This window comes from Luteolibacter sp. LG18, from assembly GCF_036322585.1.
GTDB lineage: Bacteria > Verrucomicrobiota > Verrucomicrobiia > Verrucomicrobiales > Akkermansiaceae > Luteolibacter.
The window spans coordinates 1,443,363-1,465,898 of the sequence record NZ_AP024600.1 but is presented as its reverse complement, the minus strand read 5'-3'; the positions used below and the strand labels follow the sequence as shown (position 1 = coordinate 1,465,898).

Below are 22,536 nucleotides of genomic sequence, written 5' to 3'. Positions count from 1 at the left end.
TGCTATGGAGGGCTCATCACCCTCCATGCCCGGGATGATTCCTCAGAAAATCCGCCACTTGCTCGAAAAACGGACCCAGCCACAGCCGCGCCTCGGCTGGCACGGCGGTTTCGTCCATGGACTCGCGCATCAGCGCCACCCAGCGGTCGCGCTCGCGCTCGCTGATGGTGAAGGGCATGTGGCGCATGCGCAGCCGCGGGTGACCCCGTTCCTCCAGGTAGCGGGTGACCCCACCGATCCGGAACAGCAGGAAATCCCGCAGCCGCTTCTCCGAGCCCTCCCAGTCGTCCGGCGGGTACATCGGCCCCAGCAGGTCGTCGGTTTTCACGCGCCGGTAAAAGGCCGCGACCAGGCGGGTGATCCCGTCCTCGCCCATCGCCTCGAAGGTCATTTGCTCGTCCACGGCCAAGAACTGGTCCGGGAGAGGCGGCTTTTCCAGCGAGTTTCGAAACGGTTGGGCTGGCGCGGGGTTATTAAGTTGATAATTTTCCCAAGGAACGGGTCACAAAACCGTCTCCCTACGACATTTGTATGTCCGGAGGCCGCCCGATAGCCCTTGACCTTCATTCGGTCGGCAGGCTAGCCGCAGCCGTTTCCGATCCCTTTCCGAACCTCTCATGACCGCAGTTGACCATCCTCCCACCTTCGAGGCCCCCACCCCGGAACATCTCGCCGAGTTGTTCCCCGGCTACGACATCGTGGGGCTGGTGGCCTGCGGCGGCATGGGCGCGGTGTACCAGGCCGTGCAGCGCTCGCTGGACCGCACTGTGGCAATCAAGATCCTGCCGCGCGAGTTCGGCGCGGACCCGTCCTTCCGCCAGGCCTTCCAGGCCGAGGCCAAGGCGATGGCCCGCTTGAACCACCCGAACCTGATCGGGGTCTTCGATTTCGGTGAGGTGGAGGGCATGCCCTACATCATCATGGAGTATGTCGCCGGTGGTTCGCTCTACCACGCGGCCTATGGCAACCGGATCGACCCTCGCGAGGTCGCCCGCATCACCGCCGCCTCCTGCGATGGCCTCGCCCACGCCCATGAGGCCGGGATCCTCCACCGCGACATCAAGCCCGCGAACATCCTGCTCGATCTCCAGGCCCGCCCGAAGATCGGGGACTTCGGCCTCGCCCGCCCGATCGGGGCCCACGAGGATGGCTCGGAAACCGTTTTCGGCACCCCGCACTACACCGCCCCGGAGGTCTTGAACCGCCCGACCGCGGTGGATGCCCGTGCGGACATTTTCTCGATCGGCGTGGTGCTCCACGAACTGCTCACCGGCAAGGTGCCCGCGGATGACCCGCGCGTGCCGTCCGTGATCAGCGGCTGTGACATCCGCTTCGACGCCATCGTCCGCACCGCCACCCACCCGATGCCGGAAATGCGTTACGCGAATGCCGGGGTGATGGCCCGCGAGCTCCACCACTTGGAGGAGGCCCTCGGCCAGGCGACCCATGCGGTCAATCTGCGCGCTCCCACGTCGCTCCACCGGATGCCCGGCAAGGTTCCCGGCACCGGGGCAAACCGAGCGCCGGCTCCGGTGCGCCGTGCACCGGTTGCCGGTCGTGCCCGCGCCAGCTATGCCGGCGGCAAGGGCAGCTCCGGCTGGCTCACCACCATCCTGCTGCTTGGCGGGGTCGTGGCGATTGCCTGGTACATCGTGAAGAACGGCGTCCATTTCCAAAAGGGCGACGCCCCTGAGCCGCCGACTCAATCCGCGCCTGCCGCTCCGGAGCCCGCCGCGCCGAAGATTCCGTCCGCCACCGGGGCCATCAAGCCCTTGCCGAAACCGGTGGAGGAGTCCTCGTCTCCCTTCGGATCGACGTCCCCGCCGAAGGCGGATCCGACGATCGACGCGCCGTGATCGATTCCGGCGCGGGTTCCACTGGCGGAGCGGGCATTCCTGCCTAGAGTCCGGGCGTGCCCGCTCGGAAAAAGTCCTCCGCCCCGTCCACCGCGCCCGCCATTTCCCTCCGGGGTGCCCGCCAGCACAACCTGAAGGGGCTCGATCTCGATATCCCGCTCGGGAAGCTCACCGTTGTCACCGGCCCGTCCGGCTCCGGCAAGTCGTCGCTCGCCTTCCACACGCTCTACGCGGAGGGCCAGCGCCGCTACGTCGAGACGTTCTCGCCGTACGTCCGGCAGTTCTTCGACCGCATGGACAAGCCCGCGGTCGACAAGATCGAGGGCATCCCGCCGGCGATCGCCATCGAGCAGAAGAACAGCGTCCGCACCACCCGCTCGACGGTCGGCACGCTCACGGAGATCAATGATTACCTGAAGCTGCTCTACGCGCGGCTGGCCACCGGCTTCGATCCCCACACCGGCGAGGAGATCCGCCCGGACAGCCCGGAATCCGCCGCCGATTGGGCCGCGGCGAACGTGGCGGGGCAGGCGGTGATGGTGACCTTCCCGGTGCCGGTCCCGCCGGACACGAAGAGCGCGGACCTGTTCCCGTTCCTCAACCAGCAGGGTTACCTTCGCCTGCTCCAGGGCGGCAACGTGCTCCGCACCGACGAACCCGCGCCGGAGGGCGTGGAGTTCAAGCGCGCCATTGAGGTGATCCAGGATCGAGTCACGGTTTCCGAGGACAACCGCCTGCGCCTGCTGGAGGCCCTCGAGACCGCCTTCCATCTCGGCAAGGGTCACGCCGCCATCACCGTGCCCGGCGCGGAGACACGGAAGTTCTCCACCGGCTGGACCAATCCGCACACCGGCTTCAGCCTGCGCGCGCCCAGCCCCTCGTTGTTCTCGTTCAACAACCCGCTCGGCGCCTGCCCGAAGTGCCGGGGCTTCGGCCGCATCATCGGCATCGATCTGGACAAGGCCGTGCCCGATCCCTCGCTCTCGATCAAGCAGGGCGCGATCAAGCCCTTCCAGGGCGAGCGAGGCGAGGAGTGCCAGCGCGACCTGCTCCGCCATTGCAAGGAGCGCCGCATCGACATCCACGAGCCGTGGGAGGACCTCGACGACGACATCCGCGAGTGGATCTACTACGGCGACCGTAAGACTCCCGGCGCCACCACCCTGGCCGACACCGAGGAGCTGTGGCGGGATGGCAAGTGGTACGGCGTGAAGGGCTTCTTCGACTGGCTGGAAACGAAGGCCTACAAGATGCACGTCCGCGTCTTCCTCAGCCGCTACCGTTCCTACACCGCCTGCCCGGAGTGCCGCGGCAAGCGCCTCCAGCCGGAATCGCTGTGCTTCAAGATCGACGGCAAGGCGCTTCCCGACCTGTGGACCCTCCCCGTCTCCGACCTCCGCGATTGGTTTTCTTCTCTGATCACTGCTCACCGATCACTCGGCACTCCGTCCGATCCCTCGCTGGATCTCGTCTTGAATGAAATCACCTCGCGGCTCCACTACCTCGGCGAGGTCGGTCTCGGCTACCTCACGCTGGACCGCCCGACGCGCACGCTGTCCGGCGGCGAGGTCGAGCGCGTGAACCTCACCACCTGCCTCGGCGCGTCTCTAACAGGAACCTTGTTCGTGCTCGATGAGCCGACCGTCGGCCTGCACCCGCGGGACATCCACCGCCTCGTCGGCGTGATGCACGGCCTGCGCGACAAGGGCAACACGCTGGTCGTGGTCGAGCACGAGGAAGCGGTGATGCGCGCCGCGGATGAGATCATCGACCTCGGCCCGGCCTCCGGCGAACACGGCGGCACGCTCCTTTACCAAGGCCCGGTCGTGAAACCGGCGAAGGGCCAGGGCGGCACGCTGCCGTGGCTCGGCGGTGGCAAGTCGATCGCGCTGCCCGCCAAGCGCCGCCAGCCCGGCACCGCCAAGCTGGAGATCCGCGGCGCGACCAAGCACAACCTGAAGAAGCTGGATGCCGACATCCCGCTCGGCCTGTTCTGCTGCCTCACCGGCGTGTCCGGCTCGGGAAAATCGACGTTCGTTCACGACATCCTCTACCTCAACCTCGCCCGCAAGTTCGGCAAGGAGATCGAGGACGAGGCCGCGCGCGTGAAGGAGATCAACGGCGCGAAGCATCTCGGCGGCATCGAATTGGTCGACCAGTCGCCGGTCGCGCGCACGCCGCGTTCCACGCCCGCCGTGTTCATGGGGGCCTTCGATCCAATCCGCCAGCTCTTCGCCCTCACCGAGGACGCGAAAGCGCGTGAGCTGAACACCGGCTTCTTTTCGTTCAACTCCGGCGAGGGCCGCTGCGACCGCTGCGCCGGCGTCGGCTCGGAGAAAGTGGAGATGCAGTTCCTCTCCGACCTCTACGTCACCTGCCCGGATTGCAACGGCCGCCGCTACAAGGCGTCCACGCTCGACATCACCTACCGGGGCAAGTCGGTCGCGGACATCCTCGAGCTGACCGTCGATGAGGCGATCGCGTTCTACACCGTGGAAGGTCTCCCGAATCCGGTCGCGAAACGCCACGGCCAGATCACCGGGTTGCTCCAGCCGCTCGCGGAGGTCGGTCTCGGCTATCTGAAGCTCGGCCAGCCGCTCAACACGCTTTCCGGTGGCGAGGCCCAGCGTCTGAAGCTCTGCCAGCTCCTCGCGGAAACCAAGGGCGACAGCGCGGGCAGCAAGCTGCTGATCCTCGACGAGCCCACCACCGGCCTGCACTTCACCGACATCGAGCGCCTGCTCGCCGTGTTCCAGCGCCTCGTCGATTCAGGCCACTCGCTGCTCGTCATCGAGCACAATCTGGACGTGATCAAGTGCGCGGACTGGATCCTCGACCTCGGCCCGGAAGCGGGCGCGAACGGCGGCCAGCTTGTCGGTGACGGACCGCCCGAGCACATCGCGACCCTGGGCACCGAGACCGCGCGTTTCCTGAAGGACGCGCTCGCCGGTGGCAGGGGGCTGCACAATCAGGCGCCCGTTTCCACGGCGGTTTACGAAGGCACCGAGGCGATCACGCTTTCCGGCGCACGCCACCACAACCTGAAGAACATCTCGCTGGAGATCCCGCGCGAGAAGTTCGTGGTGCTCTCCGGTCTGTCCGGCTCGGGCAAGTCCACGCTCGCCTTCGACATCCTCTTCGCCGAGGGCCAGCGGCGGTTCCTCGATTCAATGTCGGCCTACGCCCGCCAGTTCGCCGAGCAGCTTGAGAAGCCGGAGATCGACCGCCTCGCCGGGCTGCCGCCGACCGTGGCCATCGAGCAGCGCGTGTCGCAGGGCGGTGGCAAGTCGACCGTGGCCACCGTCACCGAGCTGTGGAACTTCATCCGCCTGCTTTATTCGAAGCTCGGCGTGCAGTACTGCCCGGACTGTCAGGTGCCGGTGGAGAAGCAGTCGCTCGCCGCGATCGAGAACACGCTGCGCGGCCACCTGAAGAAGGGCCCGGTCAGCCTGCTCGCGCCGGTGATCCGCGCGCGCAAGGGTTTCCACACCGAGGTCGCGGAATGGGCACTCAAGCAGGGCTTCACCCGGCTGCTGGTGGACAAGAAGTTCCGCGAGGCCGAGGGCTTCCAGCGGCTGGAGCGGTTCAAGGAGCACGACATCGACGTGGTCGTGGCGGATTTCCCGAAGGGAGCGGCCAACACCGCCGCGCCGGTCGCCCGCGCGCTCGATATCGGCAAGGGCGTGATCCGCCTCTTCACCCCGGACAAGAAGTTCGTGCTGCTCTCCAGCGAGGCGAGCTGCCCATGCTGCCACAAGTCCTACGACGACCTCGACCCGCGCCTGTTCTCGTTCAACTCGCCGCACGGCTGGTGCCTGGATTGCCGCGGCCACGGCCTGGTGCCGAAACGCCGCCGCCACCTCGACACCTCGCGCTTCGACTCGGTGCTGGAGGCCGAACTCGACGCCGACCGCACGATCGAGCGCATGGAGGACGAGGAGCTCGTCGAGTGCCCGTCCTGCCACGGCGCGCGCCTGAATCGTACGGCGTCCGCCGTACATCTCCAGGGCACGCCGATCCGGGACGTCGCGCGGCTGGCCATCGACCACGCCGCCGGCCACTTCGGGAAGATCCGTTTCACCGCCGCCCGTGACTCCCTGATCGCCCGCGACATCCTGCCGGAGATCAAGCAACGCCTCGCCTTCCTCCAGGAGGTCGGCCTCGGCTACCTCCAGCTCGACCGCTCGGCGAAGACGCTTAGCGGCGGCGAAAGCCAGCGCATCCGCCTAGCCGCCCAGCTCGGCTCGAACCTCCGCGGCGTGCTCTACGTTCTGGACGAACCGACCATCGGCCTGCACCCGCGCGACAACGCCGCGCTGCTCAACACGCTCGTGGCCCTGCGCGACAAGGGGAACTCGCTCATCGTCGTCGAGCACGACGAGGACACCATCGCCCGCGCCGACCATCTCATCGACCTCGGGCCCGGTGCCGGCCGCCTCGGCGGGCAGGTCGTCTACCAAGGCAAGCCGCCGGTCGCCACCGCCTCGAAGGCGAAGAAACTGGCTCACCAGGACTCGCCCACCTGGCGCGCGCTCTCGGACATCCTCGTCCACCCGATGCGAGGCGAACGCCGGGCCGTTCCGAAAGACCATCCGCGGCTCACCGTCACCGGTTGCCGGGCGAACAACCTGAAGGACCTCGACATCCACGTGCCGCTTGGCCGCCTCACCGTCCTCACCGGCATTTCCGGTTCCGGCAAGTCGACGCTGATGCATTCCTGCCTGGCCGTGGCCGCCGCCAACCGGTTGCTGAAGCCGACCAAGAAGAACACGCCGCTGTCGTTCACGAAAGCCATCGGCTTCGACAAGATCCAGAGCGTGTACGAGGTCGACCAATCGCCGATCGGCAAGACCTCCCGTTCCTGCCCGGCGACGTATGTGAAGGTCTTCGACGACATCCGCGCGCTCTACGCCCAGCTTCCCGAGGCGCGCATGCGCGGCTTCGAGGCCTCGCGGTTCTCGTTCAACACCGAAGGCGGACGCTGCACCGAGTGCAATGGCAACGGCCGCGTGAAGCTGGAGATGGATTTCCTGCCGCCCACCTGGGTCCACTGCGAAGGGTGCAACGGCAACCGCTACAACCCCGCCACGCTGGAGGTGACCTTCCGCGACAAGAACATCGGCGACGTCCTCGCGATGACCATCGATGAGGCCGCGGTGTTCTTCGAGTCGCAACCGCGCATCGCCCGGCCGCTGCGCCTGATGGCGGACACCGGCCTCGGCTACCTCCAGCTCGGCCAGGCCTCCCCCACCCTCTCCGGTGGCGAGGCCCAGCGCATCAAGCTCATCAGCGAGATCGCCAAGGGCCGCGGCGCGAAGACCCAGATCCGCACGCTGCAATCGGTGAACAAGAATCTCTACCTCATCGAGGAGCCCACCGTCGGCCTGCACCTGGAGGATGTGAAGCGGCTCATCGACGTGCTGCACCGCCTCGTGGATGAAGGCCACACCGTGGTCGTCATCGAGCACCACATGGCGGTGGCGGCGGAGGCGGACCACGTCATCGACCTCGGCCCCGAGGCCGGCGAGAACGGTGGCACGCTCATTGCCGAAGGCACGCCCGAGCAGGTGGCGAAGTCGAAAAAATCCCGCACCGCGCCGTTCCTGAAAGCGGCGCTGAGCCGATGATGGCTGGGAGCAGGGACATTGCCTCCGGCCATGCCAGTCACCGCTTCCCGTTTGATTGGGTCTTCCGCATTCCTGTCCCGTTTTCACAATTCACCCAGCTTCGCTGGCAAGTGTTCGTGAGACGGGACAGGAATGTCCCTGCTCCTTGTTGTGAAAGAAGCCTTGGCCTGAGGATTCTTTTTCCGGCAACATGCCCCCAATCATGGAAGGCCCCTATCAGATCCCATCCGCGCCGGGAGCTCCGCCGCCGATGCCGGAACCGCCGCGGATGCCGCGTGGCAGGTTGTGGGCGTCTCTCCTCGCCCCGCCGTTCGCGACAGGGGCCTCGCTGGGGCTGGTGGTCCTGCTCGATCAAGCGCACGCCTTGTCCGGCAACGATTGGATTCCCTGGCTGCTCATGGTCGTGACTGGCGCGGTGATGCTGGTCTCGCTGATTCAGTTCATCCTGCTGGTCTCCCGCCGCTACATCGGAGGCAGCATCGCCTTGCTTATCCTCGGTTACCTGGTCGGCCAGGCGGTGGTGTGCTTCGCCGTGTTTTTCGGTGGCTGTTTGCTGCTGATGGCAGGCTCCGGTTTCTAGGCGATGAGCGACGATCCCTACCAACCGCCGGAAACGGATTCGGGTCCCGGTGAAGAGGTGCCCGCTCCATCGACGCTCTGGAAGGCCCTCTTGCTGCCGCCGCTGGCGGTGGGGATCGGTGCGTTTTTCGGGGTCTTCGAGCTGGTGATTTTTCCGGTCGCGATCCTCATGGGGGTGGGCGCGTTCGGGCGCGCGCTGCGCGGGCGCTTCGGCGGGCTTGGCATGGCGGTGATGGGATTCCTTTACGCGGTCGGCCAGATCGCCATCTGCGGCGCGGTGGCGATGGGCGTTTGTTCGTGGGTGGGTATCCACTGACATCGCGGCGCAAGCCTGATATGCTCATCGGCATGAGCGATCCTCTCCAGCCTGGCCCTCCTCCGACCATCGACCGGCGGCGGATGTGGTCGGCGCTGCTTTTGCCATCCGGTGTGGTGACCGTGGGCAATGCCGTCGTGGCAGCGAACAGCCCGGGACCTTATGGGGAAAACTTCCTCAACATCCTGCCGATCGGGTTGTTGGCGGTTATCTTCGGCACCATCCTGTTTTCCGGTGCCATCAGGCCGCGCTACCGGGGGCGCTCACGGGTAATGTTGAACTGCTTCTATTTCCTCGGGCAGGTCGTCATTGGGATCGGCGTGTGGGCCGGTTCTTGCCTGGGGTTCATGGAACTGCGTTAGTGGAAGCGCCCATGCAATTGCCGTCGCTCAAGGAAACCCTGAAACGCACCACCTCACGCTGTCCGGTCTGCCACCGGCCCGCCGCGGGCGAGGTGTGGAAGACCACCGGGACCCCCTCGAAGGTCTATCTCACCCGCACCTGTCCGGACCACGGCACGCACGACGCCTGCATCTCCAGCGACGCCCGTTTCTACTGGCTGGCACAGGGCGATCCCGCGAACGCCTGCGGCCCCGGCTGCGCCTGCTCCGCCGATCCCACCGGCATCGCGGGCACCTTGGGAAGAAACGCGAACGCCGCCAGCAATGCCGTCGAGGTCCTCTCCACCTGCCTCGCGCTGATCGAGATCGTCGATTCCTGCAATCTCGCCTGCCCGACCTGTTTCGCGGATTCGCCGGTGGGCGCGGCGGGGTCGAAATTGAAATCGCACCCGCTATCGGAACTCCAGTCCCGCATCCGCGGCGTGCTCGAGCGGAAGGGCCACATCGAGATCCTCCAGCTTTCCGGCGGGGAGCCGACGCTGCACCCGGAGTTCTTCGAGCTGCTCGATTGGATCCACGCCGAGCCCGGCATCGACTACTGCCTGGTGAACACCAACGGCGTGCGGATCGCGAAGGAGGATGCCTTCCTGGAGGAGCTGGGGAAACGCGCGCGCCGCGGCCACTTCCAGCTCTATCTCCAGTTCGATGGCCCCCAGGAAGCAGGTCAGCACGAGCTGCGCGGCACCGATCTGCGCGCGATGAAACGCCTCGTCATGGACCGCTGCGAGGCGGAGAAGATCCCGTTCACGCTGGCGATGACCGTCACGCCCGCGAACCTGCCGCACCTGTGGGACACCATTGCGGAGGGGCTGCGCTACGAAACCTGCCGCGGAGTGTCGTTCCAGCCGATGTTCGGCAGCGGCCGCGTGATGCAGGACCCCGGCGCGCGGCTGAATACCGCGGACATCATCCTCGGCGCGGTGGAGCAGTCCGGCGGGCGGCTGCGCTTCGAGGACTTCACCCCGCTGCCCTGCGGGGATCCGAACTGCGCCACCATCGGCTACCTGCTGCGCACGCCCTACGGGGTCCGCAGTATTTCCGAGTTCATCGATTTCGCCAGCGTCCAGGGCTTCCTGCGGGACAAGGTCCGCTACGAGCTCTCCGACCTGATCCAGTGCGGCTGCGAGAACACCGAGCTGGGCGAGATCCTGCACCGCTTCGAGATGAAGGAGAAGGACGCCTACCGCCTGTTCATCAAGCCGTTCATGGATTCCTGGACCTGGGACCAGGACCGCATCGACCGCTGCTGCACCCACGTCATCCGCCCGGACGGCGCGCTCGATTCGTTCTGCCGCTACTACTCCGACCCGGCACGATGAAAGAGGATCCTTCGGAAAAACCCGGTGCTCCATTTCCCTACCGGAAGCTCATCTCGTCGGAAAGCGAGACTCCGGAGGTGGAAGAGCTGGAAACGCCGGCCGATCCGCCGATGAACCGCGCGCAGGGCTGCTTCGCGGCGCTGTTGTGGCTCATGCCGAGCGCCTTCATGATTGCGCTGGTGGTGTCCGGGGCGTCTGCCTATCTGGGACTCCAACTGACGTTGGGGGTGTGCGTGGTTTTCACGTTGGGCGTGGGCAGTTATTCCGCGCTGCTTTCCAGGAGGGTTCGCACCGCGCCGGAAGGGCGACGGTCGGTACGGTTGGCGGAGCGCACGATCCTGTTTTTCCTGGTGCAGATCCTGATTATGCCGATTTCGATCGTCGCCATGATCTACGCCTATTGCTCCATGCCCGGGAACAAGTTCTAGCGACTCCGCCCATGGCCCTCATGCACGCGATCCTGCCCGCCGGTTCCCCGATCTACTCGCTGATGCTGCTCTGCGGCATCGCGTGGGGCGCGGTGTATTGGTTCCGGGAATCGAAGACGGATGGCCGCGTCGCGCTGATTTACGCAGGTGGTTTGGCGGGAGCCTTCCTCGGGGCGAAGCTCGCGTTCCTGTTCGCGGAAGGCTGGCTTTATCTCCACGATCCGAACCGCTGGATGATCTGGCTGTCCGGGAAGTCGGTGATGGGCGCGCTGCCCGGCGGTTGGGCGGGGGTTGAGGCGGCGAAGAAGGCGCTCGGTTACCGGAAGATCACCGGCGACAAGTTCGCCCGGCTGATTCCCCCCGCGCTGATCCTCGGCCGCATCGGTTGTCTCAACGCGGGCTGTTGCAAGGGCATCGCCTGCTCGTTCGGCCTTTGGCCTTCGGTCGAGGTGGAGATCGCGTTCCAAGTGTTCGCGCTCGCGGGGCTGTGGTGGATGGGACGGCGTGGCTTGCAAACCGGCCAGCACTTCCATCTCTACCTGATCGCCTACGGGATCTTCCGGTTCCTCCACGAGTTCCTGCGCGCCACCCCGAAGCCGCTCTTCGGCACCTCCGGCTACCAATGGATCGCCCTGGCCACCGCGGCGGCGGCCGTCATCGCCTACCGCAAGCGGGCTGCCAAGTAGTAGCGCAAGTTTTCAACTTGCGAGTGGGAAGACCTGTGGAGTTCCTCGCGTCTCCAGTCACCCGTGAAGGCCTCGGAAACCTGGAAAAGAGAGGGCGCGATCATGCCCTGCCATGGGTGTCGCCACGCTCTTCGTTCTTGATGAATCCAGCCCGGCGCATCCAACCTATTTGGAAATGGCGCTCGAATCCCCGCCTCAACCTGGCGTGATCCTTTACCGGTGGGTGCTGCGGATCGTGCCGTTGAGTTTCATGATCGTCTTGGCCTATGTCGGCGAATGGTGGAGATGGCATCATCATCCCTCTTCACGGCTTCCTACCTGGCTGCCGTGGGTGGTGCTGTCCTCGTGGTTGTTGGGTACGTTCGCCATCGGCTGGTTGGACGCGCGGTTGGCGGGGAAATCCCGGTTATGGCTGGGCGCGCTGGCGTTCACCCTCATCCAGTTTGCGGTTGGATTTTTCCTCGCGGGAGCTTTTGCAAGCGCCTGAGCTTGGCGGTCGACTTCCGGTGGCAGGAGTTGTTAGACAAGTGCCATGGAGCCATCGCTTGAACGGATCGCCCAGCCTCCGCGTATTCCCCGCGGGAGGCTGTGGCTTTGCTTGCTCGCGCCACCCGTGGGGATCGTGGCATGGATGGCGCTGGCCTTGGTTTGCCCGATGAACGGGCATTTCCTCGAGTGGAGCTCCGCGCTCGTATTGGCCGTTGCAGCCGCGTCCCTGGTGGGTTTCGTGCGGTTGTTGAAACCGCGGTTCCTCATGAGGAACGTGGTGTTGTTCACCTTGGCCTACCTGGTCGCGCAGTGTGTGATCGGGGCCATTTTGGTGGCGGCGTGGTTTTACTTGAGCATGTTCATTTTGCTGGAAGACATTTCCGGCGGTCCCGGAGACTTCGTGTCGTAAGGTGGCGGGAACCCATGGGGGCCTTGCATGCCCAGCCTGAAGTGTCACCACTTCCGCTACGCTTGGAAGATCGACTCCAGCGGCAGATCCGGATCGAGGCCGTCCTCGGCGAGCCATTTGCGGTTGTAGCGCTTCGACTGGTACTTGTGGCCGCTGTCGCAGAGGATTGTGACGATGGTCTGGCCCGTGCCGCCTTCGATCGCCTGGCGTAGCGCGCCGCCGATGTTGATGCCGCTGGAGAGACCGAGGAACAGGCCTTCCTCGCGCAGGGGTTGGTTGAGGATCGTGAGCGCCGTTTGGTCGTCGACGCGGAACGCCTTGTCCACCGGTGCCGATGGCGGCGGAAAACGCGCTCACCGTGCCGCCGGTTTGCTCCCAGATTTCCGGGCCGGTGGCGCGGCGTTGAGTGCCTCGCGGGTCAGCGGCGGCGGCGGAGCAGGACGAGCGTGCCGAGGGCCCACAGCGCCACCGGTCCGGGCTCGGGGATCAGCACCAGCGAGACATTGTCCATGTGGTAGTCCTGCAGCAGGCCGAGGCTGATCGTCTGGGTGCCGCGGCCGCCGAAGAGGACGATGCCGATGTCACCGCCGGGGACGCTGCCACCGGTGGTGAAGGTGAGGGTGAGGCGCTGGTTGGTGCCGGAGAGGAGCGAGATATCCAGCAGCGCAGGATTGGTGAGCGAATCGGAGAACATCGTGCCGAGCGTGGTGGCGGACGCGCCGGTGGAGAGACCGATGCCGAATCCGGCACCGGCGAAGCTGGAGGCGGAAAGCAGGCTGCCGGCGTCCACATCCACGCCAAGGATGTAGGTGGAGTTCGCAACCAGCGAGGTTCCGGTGATCGGCTGCCAGAGATCCGCCTCGGGAAGCTCGAGCCCGGCCAGACCGCCGAGACTGGGTCCGAGCGTGTAGTTGATTTCGGCGTTGCCCAGGTTGGTGCCGCTGTTGTTTACCGCGATGGCCGCGCGGAAGCCGGCGACTGGCACGGCGACGACGAGGTTGGTGGCAACCGAGCGGCCGTACCAGGCGGAGGTGCCGATCTGGAGGGGCCCGGCGGTGGAGGTGCCGGCGACCAGAGTCAGCACGCCGGCGATCTGGCCGCCGGTGCCAGTGTCGAAGCCGGGGTTGTTCACCGTGATGGCGGCGGACCCTGGCGAGGCGGCGAGCGCGGCCATGGAGAACGCGAAGGCGGCAACGATCTCCGGGCGGAATGACAACGATCTCCGGCTCATGATGACTGCCGGTATCCCTCGTTCCAAGTCATCAATCAACCTGCATTATTGATATGTCCGGTTTTGAACCCACGTGATAAGAAATTGGTATTCACGGGGGCGGAGGGTGGATGCAGTTGTGTCCGCGTGGGCTCGAAGGAGAGCGAAGATCCATGTACGTCCAGTCCGCCTTTGAGGGGTTGGGCAAGGAAGGCGGATCATCCCGCCACCGCCAACTGGAGCTGGCGGGAGCGAAATGGGAAACTGGAGGTCGGAGGGATGTAGTAGATCCGCCCAATCCGAAGTGTCACCACTCCGCCTACCTCAGAACAGCGACTCCAACGGCAGATCCGGATCGAGGCCGTTTTCCGCGAGCCATTCGCGGTCGTAGAGCTTCGACTGATACTTGTGGCCGCTGTCGCAGAGGATCGTCACGATGGTCTGGCCCGGGCCGCCTTCGATCGCCTGGCCCAGCGCGCCGCCGATGTTGATGCCGCTGGAGAGGCCGAGGAACAGGCCCTCCTCGCGCAGCAGCTGGTTGAGGATCGTCAGCGCCGTCTGGTCATCGATGCGGAACGCCTTGTCCACCGGCGCATCGGCGACGTTCGCGGTGACGCGGCTCTGGCCGATGCCTTCCGCCACGGAATCGCCGTCGTCGTCATCGGTGTGGCCGTTGGTGAACCACGACCACATCGCCGCGCCGTAGGGATCGGCGCAGACGGTGGTGATGGCGGGATTCTTCTCCTTCAGAAATTGGGACACGCCCGCGAGCGTGCCGCCGGTGCCGATGGCGGCGGAAAACGCGCTCACCGTGCCGCCGGTTTGCTCCCAGATTTCCGGGCCGGTGGTGCGGCGGTGGGCCTCGCGGTTGGCGGTGTTGTCGAACTGGTTCGCCCAGAACCAACCGTTCTCCTCGGCCAGCCGCCGCGCGATGTGGTTGTAGTTGTCCGGATCGCTGTACGGTTTCGCGGGCACGGTGCGGACATCCGCGCCGAGCGTGCGCAGCAGCGTGATCTTCTCCGGGGCCTGGGTTTCGGGAATGACGATCACGGTGCGGTAACCGCGGGCCGCGCCGACCACGGTGAGCCCGATGCCGGTGTTGCCGGCGGTGCCTTCCACGATGGTCATGCCCGGCTTCAGCAGGCCTCGCTCCTCGGCATCGGTGATGATGCCGAGCGCCGCGCGGTCCTTCACCGAGCCGCCGGGGTTCATGAACTCCGCCTTGCCGAGGATCTCGCAGCCGGTCAGCTCCGACAGGCGTCGCAGGTGGATGAGCGGGGTGTTGCCGACATGGCCGTCGACGCCGTGGTAGGTGGGTGGGTTCATCAGATCACGAAATCGAGGCCGTTGTCCTGGCGGGGCTTCTCCTTCTTGTTGAAGATGCTCAGCTGCTTCTCCTCATAAATCACCAGCGAGTGGGCTGGCACGCTTTTCATCAGGAAAACGTTCGCGCCGATGGTCGAGTGCGCGCCGATGCGGGTGTTTCCGCCGAGGATGGTCGAGTTCGGATAGATGGTGACGTGGTCCTCCACCTGAGGATGGCGGCGGGTGCCGCGCACCAGGTTGCCGTCGTCGTCCTTCTCGAAGCTGCGCGCCCCGAGCGTCACTCCGTGGTAGAGCTTCACGTGGTTCCCGATCACGCAGGTTTCCCCGACCACCACGCCGGTGCCGTGATCGATGAAGAAGCCGAGGCCGATGCGCGCGCCCGGGTGGATGTCGATGCCGGTGCGGGAGTGCGCCCACTCCGTCATCATCCGCGGGATGATTGGCGCGCCGAGGCGGTAGAGCCGGTGCGCCAGCCGCTGGATGGCGATGGTTTCGATGTACGGGTAGGACAGGATGATCTCATCGTAGCTGCTGGCCGCGGGGTCGCCCGCGTAGGCGGCCTCGATGTCGGTGCGCAGGAGCTCGCGGACGACCGCCAGCGCCTTGCAGAACCGCTGCATGATCGGCGGCGTGCGGCCGGTGGGCAGATCCGGGTTGCCGATGCGCACGCTCTTCCGCACCTGGTCGGCGAGCCGCTCGACCACGCTGGTCAGGCGCTCGCGCGTCACCGTTTCCAGCGAGCTGTTGGCGATCGAGTCGTCGTCGTGGAACCCGGGGAACAGGATCTGGAGCAGGTCGCGGCAGATCTCGCCGATCGCCCGCTTCGACGGCATGTTCAGCGAGTCGCTGATGTTCAGGCCGCCCATCTTCTCGTAGGACGCCAGCAGGCTGGTGACATACGGGTCGAAGGAATGGTCGAGGATCGCCAGCGTCCGCTCGTTCGGTTGCGAGCGGCCTTTTGGAAACGAATCGTGGCTCATGACGGTCGGCGTTGGTTCCAGGGAGCTTTCGCGAGGAGCAGGCCCATCCCGCACCAGTCGGTGATCCCGGCGAAGACGAGGCCCGCGCCGACGAAACCGGACAGCCCGATGAACCCGCGGTGGACAGTGAGTGACAGGATCACACCCGTGAGCACGAGTGCCCCGGCGGCGATGCGCACCTGCCGTTCGAGGCCGATCACCTTGCGCTCGCCGCGGACCACCGGCAGTCCGGCTTTGATCCACGCGAGTGTGCCGCCTTCCACCACGACGGGTTCGTAGCCCGCGGCCTGCAATTTCGCCGCGGCCTGCGCGGCCCGCGCGCCGGACCGGCACAGCAGGTGGAGCGGCTGGTCCTTCGGCAAACCCAGCGCCGCGATGGTGGCCTCCGACTGGAACCGGTCGAGCGGTTCCAGCCGTGCCTGCGGCACATGGACTTCGTCGAACTCCGCGGGCGTCCGCACATCCAGCAGGACGAGGTCCGGCCGGGCGGCGAAACGCTGTTGGAGGGCAACGGGAGTGATCGTGCTCATGGTTTCAGCGGCGTGGAAGTTTCTTCAGGACCTCCACCAGGAGATCGACCTCCTCGTGGGTGTTGTAGAACGCCAGCGACGGCCGGACGGTGGTCTCCAGTCCGAAGTGCCGCTGGGCGGGCAGCGCGCAGTGGTGCCCGGCCCGCACGGCGATCCCGTGCTGGTCGAGGTGCCGCGCGATGTTCTCGTTCGGAATGCCGGGGATCACGAACGACAGCACGCTGGCCTTGTTCGCCGCCGTGCCGATCGGACGCAGGCCCGGCACCGTGGAGAGCGCCTCGGTGGCGTACTCGAGCAGCGTGTGCTCGTAGGCCGCCAGCGCGGGGATGCCGGTGGCCGTGAGGTAATCGATCGCCGCGCCGAGTCCCACCACCCCGGCGATGTCCGGGGTGCCGGCCTCGAACTTCTCCGGCGCGCTTTGATACACCGTGCGCTCGAAGGTGACGTCCTTGATCATGTGGCCGCCGCCTTGCCAGGGCGGCATCGATTCCAGCAGGTGCGCCTTCGCGTAGAGCGCGCCGATCCCGGTCGGCCCGAAGATCTTGTGCGCCGAGAACACGAAGAAGTCCGCGTCCAGCGCCGTGACATTGATCGGGATGTGCGGAGTCGATTGCGCGCCATCCACCACCACCGGCACGCCGTGTGCATGGGCCAGCGCGATGATCTGTTCCACCGGGTTCACAGTGCCCAGCGCGTTGGAAACGTGGGTCACGGACACGATTTTGGTGCGCGGGTTCAGCAGGCGCACGTATTCCTCCAGGATCAGCTCGCCGCGGTCGTTGATCGGCACCACCCGGATCACCGCGCCGGTCTGCTGCGCGAGCAACTGCCACGGCACGATGTTCGCGTGATGCTCCAGCGTGGTGAGGATGATCTCGTCGCCCTCGCCGATGTTCTGGCGGCCGTAGCTGTTCGCGATCAGGTTGATGCCCTCGGTGGTGCCGCGCAGGAACACGATCTCGTGCTTGTCCCCCGCGCCGAGGAACTGCCGCACCTTCTCGCGGCCCGCTTCGAACAAGGCGGTCGAACGTTCCGCCAGCACGTGGGCCGCGCGGTGGATGTTCGAATTGTCCCGCGAGTAGAACGAGGAAGTGGCGTCGATGACCGCGTGCGGCTTGTGGGTGGTGGCCGCGTTGTCGAGCCAGATCAGGGGCCGCCCGTTCACCTTCTGGTGCAGCGCGGGGAAGTCCTTGCGCACGCCCTGCACGTCGAAGGGCGCGAGCGCCGCCTTCGCCGGCGCGTCTTCACCTCGGAACGCGGGCGCGGAAACCTCGCGCACGCTTTCCAGGAAATAGAACTGCGGTTCGTTGAGGCCCGGCAATCCGACCGGTGGCTGCGGATGATCGCTCCAGCGTGTCTCCGCCGGGAAATCGCGGCCGCGCGATTCCGGCACGTGGCTGTGGAAGGTGTCCGTGTACGAGCGCGGCTCGCCGAACTCATACGAATCCGTGGAGCCTTTCTCGTGGCCGCCGGAATCGGTGGCATTGTCATGCGCCTGGGAGTGCGGGGCCGCGCCCACCACCGTCGGATGCACCGGCGGCGGGGACGAGGGGGCCGCGGTCGGGAAGCCCCCGGAAAGCCCGATGTCGGAGCTTTCCGGCGAAGGAGCCGCGGCCGGGCCGGTGGGTACGGCGGGACCGTTCGCCGGAACGCCCGCGAGGGTGGTCGGGGGCGACACCGGCGACGACGGCGCGTGCCTGCCCTCGCGGAACAGCTCGTTCGCCAGCCGCGTGATCAACGCGGTGCCGAAGGGATCCGCGCTGCCGGAGAGGGCACCGGGATCAAGCCTTGGGATAGACATACTCGTGGTAGTTGCCGACGAAGACATCATCGAGGCGCGCGATCGCGTCCTCACCCAGCACCGCCACCGAGAAGTAGCGGGTCACCAGGTGCGAGGCCAGCGAGCGCTCGTTCGTGCCCATGTAGCGCACCGACAGGCCCGGCTCGATCTCGCCGGTGACGCCGGCCTTCTGCAGGCCGACCACGCCGCGCTGGCCTTCGCCCACGCGGACCAGGAGGATACTCGTCTTGCCCTTGTCATCGACCTCGATCTTGCTGGTCGGGATCAGCGGAATGCCGCGCCAGGTGATGAACGGCGAGCCGAACAGCGTCACGGTTGGCGGCGGCACGCCTCGGCGGGTGGCTTCACGGCCGAAGGCGGCGATGGTCTTCGGGTTCGCCAGGAAGAAGGCGGGCTTCTTCCACACCTTCGCCAGCAGCTCGTCGAGATCGTCCGGCGTCGGCGGGCCCTTGCGGGTCTTGATCACCTGCTCCGGGGCGACCTCGTGCAGCAGGCCGAACTGCGGGTGGTTGAGGAGTTCCCACTCCTCGCGCTCCTTCACCGCCTCCACCGTCAGGCGGACCTGCTCGCGGAGCTGGTCGATCGCGTTGCTGTAGAGATCGGTGATGCGGGTGTGGGTGTGGAGCACGGTTTGGATCGTGCTGAGGTGGTGCTCGCGCGGGTCCTCCTCGTAGTCCACGAAGGTGGCGGGCAGCTTCGGTTCGCCATCGTCCACGGTCAGCAGGTCGAGCGTCGGCGCGCCCTCCTTCTGCTTCACGCGGTTGACGCGGTAGACGCCGCCGTCGACATCGACATAGGGCAGCAGTTTCAGCAGCCAGCGCGGCGTGATCTCATCCCACTGCGGTGGGGTCACGGTGGCGGTGGCCAGATTGCGGGCGGATTGGGCGCTCAGGCTGAGCGGGGCGGAGTTGTTGGGCTGTGGGCTCATGGACAGACAGGTCGGGAATGATGGAAAGACGGGGACGCGAAGCCACGGAGGGCGGCTTCATCGCGCACGCGGCGGCTCCCATGAGGGAAACGCGCGTGGCATCAGGCGGCTGCGGCCAAACGGCGACAACAGCAGCCCGATGGCTGGAAACGGATGACCGGAACGGATGTCACGGGGACAGGGATGGAAGGAACTTCGGAGGGATTCGCGTGGGCGAAATCTCGCGGCCTCCGGTCTTCCGGTCAGTCGGTCGATTTCCGTGGAACTCAATCTCCGCGTGTGAACGCGGGCTTGGACGGAACGTGGGCATGCTTCGCCCGAAGCCCGTGCCGCGTCAAACCATTTATCCGGGCGGGGGCGTCACCGGCAGCGGTCGCCCGCGGCGGCAGTTATCGAAAACCACAACTGCCACTCCGGCTCCGGCCGCGGAGAATGCGATTGGAGTCAGCGCGTTGCCATCCCCATCGCGACGATGGAACCGTCGCGTCCATGGGAGGAAATTCTCAAATCACGAAATCCAAATCATCCGGTTTCGGATGGCGGGATTTCTTGTTGAGAATGCTGAGCTGCTTCTCCTCATACACCACCAGCGAGTGCGCGGGCACGCTGTGCATCAGGAACACGTTCGCGCCGATGGTGCTGTTCGCGCCGATGACCGTTTCCCCGCCGAGAATGGTGGAGTTCGGATAGATGGTGACGTTGTCCTCCACGTTCGGGTGGCGCTTAAGGCCCTTCACGATGTGGCCCTGCTCGTCCTTCTCGAAGCTGCGCGCGCCGAGCGTCACGCCGTGGTAAAGCTTCACGTGGTTGCCGATCACGCAGGTCTCCCCGATCACCACGCCGGTGCCGTGGTCGATGAAAAAGCCCGCGCCGATGCGCGCGCCCGGGTGGATGTCGATGCCGGTGCGGGAGTGCGCCCACTCCGTCATCATCCGAGGGATGATCGGCGCGCCGAGGCGGTAGAGCCGGTGGGCCACGCGCTGGATGGCGATGGCCTCAATGCATGGATACGAAAGGATGATCTCCTCGTGGCAGGTCGCCGCCGGGTCGCCTTCGTAGGCGGCCTCGATGTCCGTGCGCAGCAGTTCGCGGACCATTGGCAGGGACTTGCAGAACCGCTGCATGATCCCCGGCACCGGATCGTCACCGCCCAACTGCTTGCCGATGTTCACGCTCTTTTTCACCTGATCGGTGAGGCGCTCCACCACCCGCACGAGGCGCTTGCGGGTGATGCATTCCAGGGTGTCCTCCTGGATCGCGTCATCGTCGTGGAAGCCGGGGAAGAGGATCTTGAGCAGGTCCCGGCAGATGTTGCCGATCGCGCCGGTCGACGGCATGTCGAGGGCGTCGCGGTGGTTCAGTCCGCCGACCTGGGCGTAGGACGCCAGCAGCGCCGCCACGTGGGGGTCGAAGGTGTGGGCCAGGATCTGGAGCGTCTCCGGGTCGGGCTGGAGACGGCGCTGGGGGCCATCGGCGCGTTCGGGGTTCATGCGTGAGGGATTGAAAATAGCGGGGGTTCCCGAAACATCAATGCCCGTCACCGGTCGCGCCGTTTCCGGCACGCGGTCACTTTTTCGCCCGGATCGCGTCCCGGTAGGGCCGGTTTGTGAAGACCAGCGTGTCCGGATCCCGCAGGAGGTGCCGTTCGATGATCGGTCCACCGCTTTCCGGGACGGTCAGTTCCAGGCAACCATCCTTCACGATCCAATGGCTGTGGGTGAACGTGCTGTAGGGTTTACCGTCGATCGTGAGGGTGGCCGTTCCGTCCGCCAGGAAGGTCCGCTTGAACGACGCCCCGTCGTGGAGGTATTCCCAGGTGCCGATGAAGTCCTCCGCCTTGGCGTTCACGGCCAGGCCTTCCTCCACCAGCAGCACGCCGCGGGTCATCTCGGGACGGGTGGACAACCCGTCTGCTTTCGCATGGAGCCGCAGTGTCCATTTGCCACGGCGGTAGAGTTCCGGGGTGACCTCCAGGTCGTATTCATTGCCCTTGGACGACCAGGCGACACCGGCGAATCCGCGATGTCCGTCCGTGGCCACCGGCTGATCGTCCAGCAGCAGCTCCGCGCCTTCGAGGATCAGTCCGTGGGGGCCGGTCATCCACTTGCAGATGGTCCGGTAGTGGCCCGGCTTCCAGACGAGATGGCTGATGTCGTAATCCCACGTCGTGGGCGGGTCGTCCCCCTTGATCTCCCACGCGAACTCGCGCGAGGGGAGGCGGCGGGTGAATTTCGCTTGGTCGAAAGGCACCGATTGGACGCGGCCGTCTTCGGCGAGGATGGCGTGGTTTTCCAGCAGCCGCACCGGCTTGCCGCCGTCGCCTTTCGGCTGGAATTCGATCTCGCCGCGGAAGACGCCGAAATTGGCCCCCTTCGCGTTCCGGTCGATGTCGATGCCGAACTCGGTGCCAAGGTCGACGATGCGGCCCTCCGCGTAGTTCACGGTGAATCCCTCCGCCCCCTTCGGCACGTCCGCCACTACCTTGCCGTAGGCCAGCGTCATCGCATTGTGGCCCGTGACCTCGAAATCGGCGGGGCCTTCCACCACCGCGCGGGTGCCGCTGCCGAAGGTGACCTCCAGGAGCCCGGAGGCGATGCGGGTCGCGCCCTTGCCGTGGTTCAGGTCCACGGCCCGTTCGCCGGGCATCCCGTCCCAGGTCACGCCCATCATGCCGGTGATGGTCGCTTCCGGACCGGCAAGCTTCCTACCGGTCGCAATTCCCGGTGCCAGAGTCTTCCACGCCAGCGCGCCGCTGGCCGCACCGATCACGAACACGGCCGCCATCTTCCACCACCCGTCCATCGTCCGCCGCGGCGGGGCCGCCACCGCGGGTAGCAACCCGGCGGCTTCCGGCAGGGCAGCCTCCAGTTCCGAGATCTCGAAGAAGTAATCCCGCGCTCCGGCATCGGCGAGCAGGCGTTCCTCCAGCCGCCCGGCATCGGCGCGGGAGATCGTCCCGTCGTGCCAGGCGTCGGTGAGCCGCCGGAGTTCGGAATCAGGTGCTTTCATGACAGTTCAGAGTGGGATTGGCGGCGCATGCACTCCCGCAGCGCCAACCGGATCCGGGAAATCCGTTTGTGGAGCGACTGCGCGCTGCAGCCGAGGGTCCGGGCGTGATCGACCAGCGAACGCCGCTGGGCGTATTTCACCTCCACCAGCTCCCGTTCCTGGGCGGGCAGCCGTTTCAGGCATTCCGCCAGTGCTTCGCCCGGGTTGCCGCGGTTGTGGAAGCGCTCCTCGGCATGGGCGGCCAGCTCTTGGAAGGCGTGCTCGCTGAACACCACCCGGCCTTCCCGCTGGCGGTCGCGCCGCCAGGTCGTCGCCTTGAAATAGGCCACCCGGAACGCCCACGAGATGAAATTGGTCCCGGCTTCGAACACCCCCTGCTTCTGGAGCAGCACCAGATTGGTCTCCTGCACGATGTCGTCCACGTCCGACCAGCCGCCCAGGATCGAGGCCACGTATCCCTTCAGCCGCGGCTGGGAGGCCGCCAGCAACTGGTGGAATTCCTCCTCGGAGAGCCGCGGGGGCTCGCCGGGGGCTGGAAAGGGAATGGTCATGGTGGCAGGTCCGCTTGCCAGTGTATCTCCCGGCGGCGGGGAAGCTGACCGGAAAATGGCAGGCAAGTGGCGAATTCCGCGTCCGGAACCC

At 66.2% G+C, this 22,536-nt stretch carries 21 protein-coding genes; 10 read left to right on the top strand and 11 right to left on the bottom strand.

Translation table 11 applies throughout. The features are described 5' to 3' along the window. Positions 1 to 16: 16 nt before the first annotated feature. On the bottom strand, positions 17 to 403 hold the full coding sequence (locus tag llg_RS06165; protein ID WP_338288825.1) for a globin: 387 nt from the start codon (positions 401 to 403) through the stop codon (positions 17 to 19). A 214-nt stretch (positions 404 to 617) separates the two neighbouring features. Here llg_RS06165 and llg_RS06160 point away from each other — a divergent pair, with 214 nt between their 5' ends. The 10 genes from llg_RS06160 to llg_RS06115 all read left to right on the top strand — a co-directional run bounded on the left by llg_RS06160 (position 618) and on the right by llg_RS06115 (position 12,110). Further along, on the top strand, positions 618 to 1,856 hold the full coding sequence (locus tag llg_RS06160) for a serine/threonine-protein kinase (RefSeq protein ID WP_338288824.1): 1,239 nt from the start codon (positions 618 to 620) through the stop codon (positions 1,854 to 1,856). Between the two features lie 56 nt (positions 1,857 to 1,912). Beyond that, positions 1,913 to 7,483, top strand: a complete 5,571-nt coding sequence (gene uvrA / locus llg_RS06155) for an excinuclease ABC subunit UvrA (RefSeq protein ID WP_338288823.1) — start codon at positions 1,913 to 1,915, stop codon at positions 7,481 to 7,483. A gap of 190 nt (positions 7,484 to 7,673) precedes the next feature. Continuing rightward, entirely contained in the window at positions 7,674 to 8,063 is a 390-nt protein-coding gene (locus tag llg_RS06150; RefSeq protein ID WP_338288822.1) for a hypothetical protein, read from the top strand. 3 nt (positions 8,064 to 8,066) lie between these two features. Then, complete coding sequence (locus llg_RS06145; RefSeq protein WP_338288820.1) at positions 8,067 to 8,378, top strand: hypothetical protein; 312 nt, start codon at positions 8,067 to 8,069, stop codon at positions 8,376 to 8,378. 32 nt (positions 8,379 to 8,410) lie between these two features. Then, positions 8,411 to 8,740 (top strand): hypothetical protein, encoded by a 330-nt coding sequence (locus tag llg_RS06140; protein WP_338288819.1) that lies wholly within the window; start codon positions 8,411 to 8,413, stop codon positions 8,738 to 8,740. An 11-nt stretch (positions 8,741 to 8,751) separates the two neighbouring features. Then, a complete protein-coding gene (locus llg_RS06135; RefSeq protein ID WP_338288818.1) occupies positions 8,752 to 10,098 on the top strand; it encodes a radical SAM protein in 1,347 nt (448 codons plus the stop codon). Further along, on the top strand, positions 10,095 to 10,526 hold the full coding sequence (locus llg_RS06130) for a hypothetical protein (protein ID WP_338288817.1): 432 nt from the start codon (positions 10,095 to 10,097) through the stop codon (positions 10,524 to 10,526). The genes llg_RS06135 and llg_RS06130 overlap by 4 nt, the downstream gene beginning before the upstream one ends. An 11-nt stretch (positions 10,527 to 10,537) precedes the next feature. Beyond that, positions 10,538 to 11,212, top strand: coding sequence for a prolipoprotein diacylglyceryl transferase family protein (locus llg_RS06125; RefSeq protein ID WP_338288816.1), 675 nt, complete (start codon positions 10,538 to 10,540; stop codon positions 11,210 to 11,212). A gap of 112 nt (positions 11,213 to 11,324) precedes the next feature. Then, entirely contained in the window at positions 11,325 to 11,699 is a 375-nt protein-coding gene (locus llg_RS06120) for a hypothetical protein (protein WP_338288814.1), read from the top strand. A 45-nt stretch (positions 11,700 to 11,744) separates the two neighbouring features. Continuing rightward, positions 11,745 to 12,110: a hypothetical protein gene (locus tag llg_RS06115; protein ID WP_338288813.1), complete on the top strand. Its 366-nt coding sequence runs from the start codon at positions 11,745 to 11,747 to the stop codon at positions 12,108 to 12,110. A 56-nt stretch (positions 12,111 to 12,166) separates the two neighbouring features. On the opposite strand, the gene llg_RS06110 is transcribed toward llg_RS06115, so the two are convergent. The 10 genes from llg_RS06110 to llg_RS06065 all read right to left on the bottom strand — a co-directional run bounded on the left by llg_RS06110 (position 12,167) and on the right by llg_RS06065 (position 22,445). After that, a complete protein-coding gene (locus tag llg_RS06110; protein ID WP_338288812.1) occupies positions 12,167 to 12,436 on the bottom strand; it encodes a hypothetical protein in 270 nt (89 codons plus the stop codon). Between the two features lie 92 nt (positions 12,437 to 12,528). Continuing rightward, a complete protein-coding gene (locus llg_RS06105) occupies positions 12,529 to 13,341 on the bottom strand; it encodes a hypothetical protein (protein ID WP_338288811.1) in 813 nt (270 codons plus the stop codon). A 303-nt stretch (positions 13,342 to 13,644) separates the two neighbouring features. Further along, a complete protein-coding gene (locus tag llg_RS06100) occupies positions 13,645 to 14,646 on the bottom strand; it encodes a cysteine synthase A (RefSeq protein WP_338288810.1) in 1,002 nt (333 codons plus the stop codon). Continuing rightward, positions 14,646 to 15,626, bottom strand: a complete 981-nt coding sequence (locus tag llg_RS06095; protein WP_338288808.1) for a serine acetyltransferase — start codon at positions 15,624 to 15,626, stop codon at positions 14,646 to 14,648. Before llg_RS06095 ends, llg_RS06100 begins: the two co-directional genes overlap by 1 nt. Next, positions 15,623 to 16,156 (bottom strand): rhodanese-like domain-containing protein, encoded by a 534-nt coding sequence (locus llg_RS06090; RefSeq protein WP_338288807.1) that lies wholly within the window; start codon positions 16,154 to 16,156, stop codon positions 15,623 to 15,625. The genes llg_RS06095 and llg_RS06090 overlap by 4 nt, the downstream gene beginning before the upstream one ends. Positions 16,157 to 16,160: 4 nt before the next feature. Further along, complete coding sequence (locus llg_RS06085) at positions 16,161 to 17,957, bottom strand: cysteine desulfurase (protein WP_338288806.1); 1,797 nt, start codon at positions 17,955 to 17,957, stop codon at positions 16,161 to 16,163. Continuing rightward, positions 17,938 to 18,885 (bottom strand): family 2A encapsulin nanocompartment shell protein, encoded by a 948-nt coding sequence (locus llg_RS06080; protein ID WP_338288804.1) that lies wholly within the window; start codon positions 18,883 to 18,885, stop codon positions 17,938 to 17,940. Before llg_RS06080 ends, llg_RS06085 begins: the two co-directional genes overlap by 20 nt. A 503-nt stretch (positions 18,886 to 19,388) precedes the next feature. Next, the gene (epsC, locus tag llg_RS06075; protein WP_338288803.1) at positions 19,389 to 20,375 is read right to left on the bottom strand and encodes a serine O-acetyltransferase EpsC; all 987 of its coding nucleotides are present in this window, start codon (positions 20,373 to 20,375) and stop codon (positions 19,389 to 19,391) included. A gap of 76 nt (positions 20,376 to 20,451) precedes the next feature. Then, a complete protein-coding gene (locus llg_RS06070; RefSeq protein ID WP_338288802.1) occupies positions 20,452 to 21,894 on the bottom strand; it encodes a hypothetical protein in 1,443 nt (480 codons plus the stop codon). Next, a complete protein-coding gene (locus llg_RS06065; protein ID WP_338288801.1) occupies positions 21,891 to 22,445 on the bottom strand; it encodes a sigma-70 family RNA polymerase sigma factor in 555 nt (184 codons plus the stop codon). Before llg_RS06065 ends, llg_RS06070 begins: the two co-directional genes overlap by 4 nt. Positions 22,446 to 22,536 lie beyond the last annotated feature (91 nt).